The organism is uncultured Planktosalinus sp. (assembly GCF_963973675.1).
In the GTDB taxonomy this organism is placed as follows: Bacteria; Bacteroidota; Bacteroidia; order Flavobacteriales; family Flavobacteriaceae; genus Planktosalinus.
This window is the reverse complement of sequence record NZ_CAXBAN010000179.1, coordinates 1-5,309: the sequence shown is the minus strand read 5'-3', so window position 1 is coordinate 5,309 and position 5,309 is coordinate 1. Positions and strand designations below refer to the sequence as shown.

Genomic DNA, 5,309 nt, shown 5'->3' with positions numbered 1-5,309 from the left:
TCCCGGCGATCAGACAAGTATGGAAAAAGACTTTAAAAAGGCATTAAAGGAAGATTTTGACATCCAGTTCCATAAGCTCTTTGCTATTACCAACCTGCCCATTTCCCGATTTCTGGATTACCTCATCGCCTCCGAAAATTATGAAGACTATATGTATGCCCTGGTGGAAGCTTACAATCCGGCTGCAGTGGAAAATGTGATGTGTAAAAACACCCTGTCCATAAGCTGGGACGGCTGGTTGTATGACTGCGACTTTAACCAGATGCTGGGGCTTAAAGTGGACAGTAAAGTCAAGCACATCAAAGATTACAACGAAGATTTGTTGAACAACAGAAATATTATTATCTCACAACACTGCTATGGCTGCACAGCCGGTGCCGGAAGCAGTTGTCAGGGGTCTGTTGCCTAATGAAATACTTACTATACATACTGCTGTTTACCCTGAGTTTCCAAACATACAGTCAGGAAACCCTCAACACCGTATTAAAAAAGTACAACAACGGAAGCGTTCCCTATATTTCGGTAGAACAATTACAAACTAAACAACAATCCAAAGGTATAATCCTTCTGGATGCCCGTGAAAAAGAGGAGTTTAAAGTAAGCCATATTAAAAACGCGCTATGGGTAGGTTTTGACACCTTTTCGTTAAAAAAAACCATGAAGCTGCTACCCAATAAAAATACTGAAATTATCATCTACTGCTCAGTGGGAGTGCGTTCCGAAAAAATTGGCGAACAGCTCCAAAAAGCCGGATATTCAAAAGTTAAAAACTTATATGGCGGTATCTTTGCATGGAAAAACAACAACCTGCCTGTTTACGACACCAAGGGAAATAAAACTGAGAAAATTCATGCGTACTCTAAAAAATGGAGTAAATGGTTGGAAACAGGTGAAAAAGTATTTTAAAATTTTATGGAAACAAACCGATTATTACTTATTTTTTCAAAAAACCCGGTGCCCGGAAGATGTAAAACCCGTTTGGCTAAAACCATCGGTGATGTGGCTGCAACAGAAATCTACAAGGTTTTACTGCGGCATACCGCACTGATTACTGAACCACTGGATGCCATTAAGGAAGTACACTATTCTGATTTTGTGGAAGAAGACGATGTATTTTCTGACCAATTTATCAAAAAAGTGCAATCCGGTAGTAATTTGGGCGAAAAAATGAAAAACGCTTTTGAGAAAGGATTTAAACAAGGATATCAACACATCATCATCATTGGTACTGACTTGCTTGACATAACAACTGAGGATATTTATAAAGCTTTTAATGCTTTACAAACCTATGACTATGTCCTTGGCCCTGCTGAAGACGGCGGCTATTACCTCTTAGGCATGAACAAGCTCAACAGCACGTTGTTTGAAAACAAAGACTGGAGCAGCAATACCGTTTTGCAAGACACCTTAATAGACCTAAAAACCGAACAGATCGCACTATTGGATGAACGAAATGATATCGACACCTATGAAGATTTGGAAGAATTCAAAGATTTAAAAGACTATCTATTAAAAAATAATTAATAAAAAACCTTCTCCGCTAACTGCGGAAGGATTTGTGAGAAAATGAAAGAACATTTAAACAAAACAGTGCAATTTTTAAAAGACCGCGGCTTCGGGACTCCTGAAGTAGGCATCATATTGGGTACCGGACTCGGCAAACTTGCCGATGCCATTACAATCGAAGTGGAGGTAAGTTACAATCACATTCCTTACTTTCCCACAGCTACTGTGGAATTTCATCAAGGGAAGTTTCTTTTTGGTGAACTCTCCGGAAAAAAAGTCGTAGTGATGCAGGGGCGTTTTCATATTTATGAAGGCTATTCTATGTGGGATGTAACCTACCCCGTACGCATTATGGAACAGTTGGGCATTAAAAAACTATTGGTGTCTAATGCGGCAGGAGCTATCAACCTCAATTTTAAAAAAGGCGAATTAATGCTTATAGAGGATCACATAAACCTACAGGGCGATTCGCCACTCGCATTTAAAGGCGTTTCTCAATTGGGGGAACGCTTTGTGGATATGAGTGCGCCTTATGACAACAAAATGAGCAAAGACCTTATTTCAATTGCAAAAGAAAAAAACATAAGGTTACATCAGGGCGTTTACGTTTCGGTGGTTGGTCCACAACTGGAAACCCGCGCCGAATACCGTATGTTAAAAATTATGGGGGCCGATGCCGTAGGTATGAGCACCGTGCCTGAAGTAATTGTCGCCAATCACCTTAAACTGCCCGTCATTGCAATTTCAGTATTAACAGATGAATGTGACCCGGAAAATTTAGCGCCGGTCAATATCAAAGAAATCATGGCTATGGCCGACAAAGCCGAACCTCAACTTGTGACCTTATTTAAAGAATTAATAACAAATTTATAAACTTAAAGACCCAATACATTTCCCTCTTTTGGGAGGAGATAGGAAAGGAAAATTTATGAACTACCTCGACACCACTTACGACCTTTACAAAGAAGCTGCACTCACCCCTGACGTGGGCTTATGCTGCACAACCAATCCCATTTGGGAATTACCCGGACTTAAAATCCCGAAAATCATGCAGGAAATGAACTATGGCTGCGGAAGCACAGTTCACGCCCGTGACCTTTCCAACAACCCAAAAATGCTTTATGTGGGCGTTGGAGGTGGTATGGAACTCTTGCAATTTGCCTATTTTAATCGACAAAAAGGAGGTGTGATTGGCGTGGATATGGTTGATGAAATGCTGGAAGCTTCCCGCAAAAACTTTATTGAAGCAGAAACACAAAACCCCTGGTTCAAAAGTGAGTTTGTAGAACTCAAAAAAGGTGACGCCCTAAACCTTCCCGTTGAAGAGAATTCCATTGATGTGGCCGCTCAAAACTGTTTGTTCAATATCTTCAAGGCTGAAGATTTAAAAAAGGCCATAGCAGAAATGTACCGTGTTTTGAAGCCCCACGGAAAATTGGTAATGAGCGACCCCACTTGTGAGCAACCTATGAACGACACCCTGCGTAATGACGACCGCTTGCGTGCACTCTGCCTAAGTGGTAGTTTGCCTATTGATGACTATGTCAAAGCACTCACCGATGCCGGATTTGGAACCATAGAAATACGCGCCCGGAAACCTTATCGCATCCTTGACCCCAAACACTATCCAACCGATGAACTCATTTACATCGAGTCAATAGAAGTTGCTGCTATCAAAGACCCAATGCCTGAAGACGGACCCTGTATTTTTACCGGAAAAGCTGCCATTTATTTTGGTGATGAACCGTTTCTGGATGACAAAAAAGGACATATTCTTTTAAAAAATCAGCCGCTGGCCATTTGTGACAAAACTGCCGGAGCTTTGGCCGCACTGGGTCGTGATGATCTATTTATCAGTGAATCAACCTTCCACTATGATGGTGGTGGGTGTTGCTAATCAAATCCTATGAAAAAAGCATTATTAATATTCATCGTTACAATTTGTTCATTCGCATATTCCAATGAGCAGAAGTCAGACCATTCGCTTTGGGATGAATTGCTTCAAAAGCACGTTGATCACCAAGGTAATGTCAATTACAAAGGCTTCTTAAAAGACCGTATGGAGTTAAAAAAATACCTTGACCTAGTATCACAAAACCCTCCCGAAGAAAGCTGGAGCAAAAACAAAAAACTCGCTTATTATATCAATGTTTATAATGCTTTTACGGTTGAATTGATCCTGGAACACTATCCTCTTAAAAGCATCAAAGACATTCGTAACCCCTGGGGACAAAAATTCATCCAATTGGGCAACGAATCGATTTCACTCAATGACATTGAACACAATATATTACGTAAAATGAATGAACCCCGCATTCATTTTGCCATTAATTGCGCCTCGGTTTCTTGCCCTAAATTGTATAACAAAGCCTTTACTTCAGAACAACTTGACAAACAATTGGATCAAGTAACACGTGAGTTTATCAATTCGCCTGAAAACAATATTTCTGAAAACGAATTGCAACTTTCAAACATTTTTAAATGGTATGAAAAGGATTATCTGGTGAACGGTATTCGTTCACTGGCACATTATGTCAGTCAATATACCGATGTAAAAATCAACCCTAATGCCAAGGTGAACTTCCTGGATTATAACTGGGACTTGAACGAAAAAAAATAACCCATGACACTGAGCATCATCATTCCGGTATTGAATGAAGAAGAAAACCTCAAGGTGCTGCTCCCCTATTTAAAAAACAACGCAAGCGGACCCCTAGAAATTATTGTAGCCGATGGTGGAAGCACCGACGCATCCGTTGCGGTAGCAATTAATAATAACAGCAAAGTAATTCAAACCAAAAAAGGCCGGGCTAAGCAGATGAACGCCGGTGCTAAAGTTGCATCAAATGCGATTTTGTATTTTTTACATGCAGACACCATTCCGCCAAAAAGCTTTGATACTTTGATATTGAACGCCATAAAAAAAAACCATAAAGCCGGATGTTTCCGTATGCGGTTTGACAGCAACCACTGGTGGCTAAGACTTGCTGGGTGGTTTACAAGGTTTAACGTGAAATATTTTCGGGGTGGCGATCAAAGTCTTTTTGTAACCAAAACACTATTTGAAGAAATAGGTGGCTATGATGAAAAATACATCATTTATGAAGACAATGTTTTGATAGCTGAACTTTATAGGCGAACTACTTTTACTGTGCTGTCCAAACCTGTTTCTTCTTCCGCCAGAAGATATCTTAAAAAAGGCATTTGGCGGCTTCAGTTTCATTTTTGGCGGATTCATTTTATGAAGTTATTTGGTGCAAAACCCGACAAACTTTATCAGTATTACAAAACTAAGATTGCTACAAATTCAAATTAATTTTATCTCTTCTAAAAAATAAAGTATATTTAGACTTCCAATCCCCAAATTTTTACCAAAAGTTTTTTTTAAATTTATAAATTCATGGGGAAGTCAAACCAACCAATTACTATTTTATTAAACAAACACCAGGCCGGCAATGAACAGGTGGTAGATAAAATTATTCCTATTATTTATGAGCAACTCAAAGTAATGGCTCATAAGTACATGATCAAGGAAAATCAAGATCACACCTTAAATACCACCGGACTTGTTCATGAGGCTTATTTAAGATTACTTGGTCAAAATACAGATTTTCAGAACAGGTCTCATTTTTATGCAATTGTTGCCACAACCATGAGAAGGATCCTTCTGGAAGCAGCCAGGTCTAAAAAAGCAAATAAACGAGGAAACGGTGCAAGCAAGATTCCCTTAGAAGATCATTTTATAATCTCAGAAATGGATGCAGATCAACTAATCACGATTGATGCCGCACTTCAAAAACTCC

At 39.5% G+C, this 5,309-nt stretch carries 8 protein-coding genes; all 8 read left to right on the top strand.

All coding sequences use genetic code 11. The features are described from left to right. The coding region (locus AACY61_RS08200; RefSeq protein WP_339611085.1) for a DUF3641 domain-containing protein at nucleotides 1-409 on the top strand (409 nt) is incomplete at its 5' end. Beyond that, a complete protein-coding gene (locus AACY61_RS08195) occupies nucleotides 409-906 on the top strand; it encodes a rhodanese-like domain-containing protein (protein WP_339611084.1) in 498 nt (165 codons plus the stop codon). The genes AACY61_RS08200 and AACY61_RS08195, both read left to right, overlap by 1 nt. A 6-nt stretch (nucleotides 907-912) precedes the next feature. Then, nucleotides 913-1,524, top strand: a complete 612-nt coding sequence (locus AACY61_RS08190) for a TIGR04282 family arsenosugar biosynthesis glycosyltransferase (RefSeq protein ID WP_339611083.1) — start codon at nucleotides 913-915, stop codon at nucleotides 1,522-1,524. Nucleotides 1,525-1,566: 42 nt separating this feature from the next. Beyond that, the gene (locus tag AACY61_RS08185) at nucleotides 1,567-2,379 is read left to right on the top strand and encodes a purine-nucleoside phosphorylase (RefSeq protein ID WP_339611082.1); all 813 of its coding nucleotides are present in this window, start codon (nucleotides 1,567-1,569) and stop codon (nucleotides 2,377-2,379) included. Nucleotides 2,380-2,434: 55 nt separating this feature from the next. Then, nucleotides 2,435-3,403 carry an arsenosugar biosynthesis arsenite methyltransferase ArsM gene (gene arsM / locus AACY61_RS08180; RefSeq protein WP_339611081.1) on the top strand — a complete coding sequence of 323 codons (969 nt, stop codon included), beginning with the start codon at nucleotides 2,435-2,437 and terminating at the stop codon, nucleotides 3,401-3,403. A gap of 9 nt (nucleotides 3,404-3,412) precedes the next feature. Beyond that, entirely contained in the window at nucleotides 3,413-4,126 is a 714-nt protein-coding gene (locus AACY61_RS08175) for a DUF547 domain-containing protein (RefSeq protein ID WP_339611080.1), read from the top strand. Nucleotides 4,127-4,129: 3 nt separating this feature from the next. Continuing rightward, entirely contained in the window at nucleotides 4,130-4,822 is a 693-nt protein-coding gene (locus AACY61_RS08170) for a TIGR04283 family arsenosugar biosynthesis glycosyltransferase (RefSeq protein WP_339611079.1), read from the top strand. A gap of 84 nt (nucleotides 4,823-4,906) precedes the next feature. Further along, the coding region (locus AACY61_RS08165) for an ECF-type sigma factor (protein WP_339611078.1) at nucleotides 4,907-5,309 on the top strand (403 nt) is incomplete at its 3' end.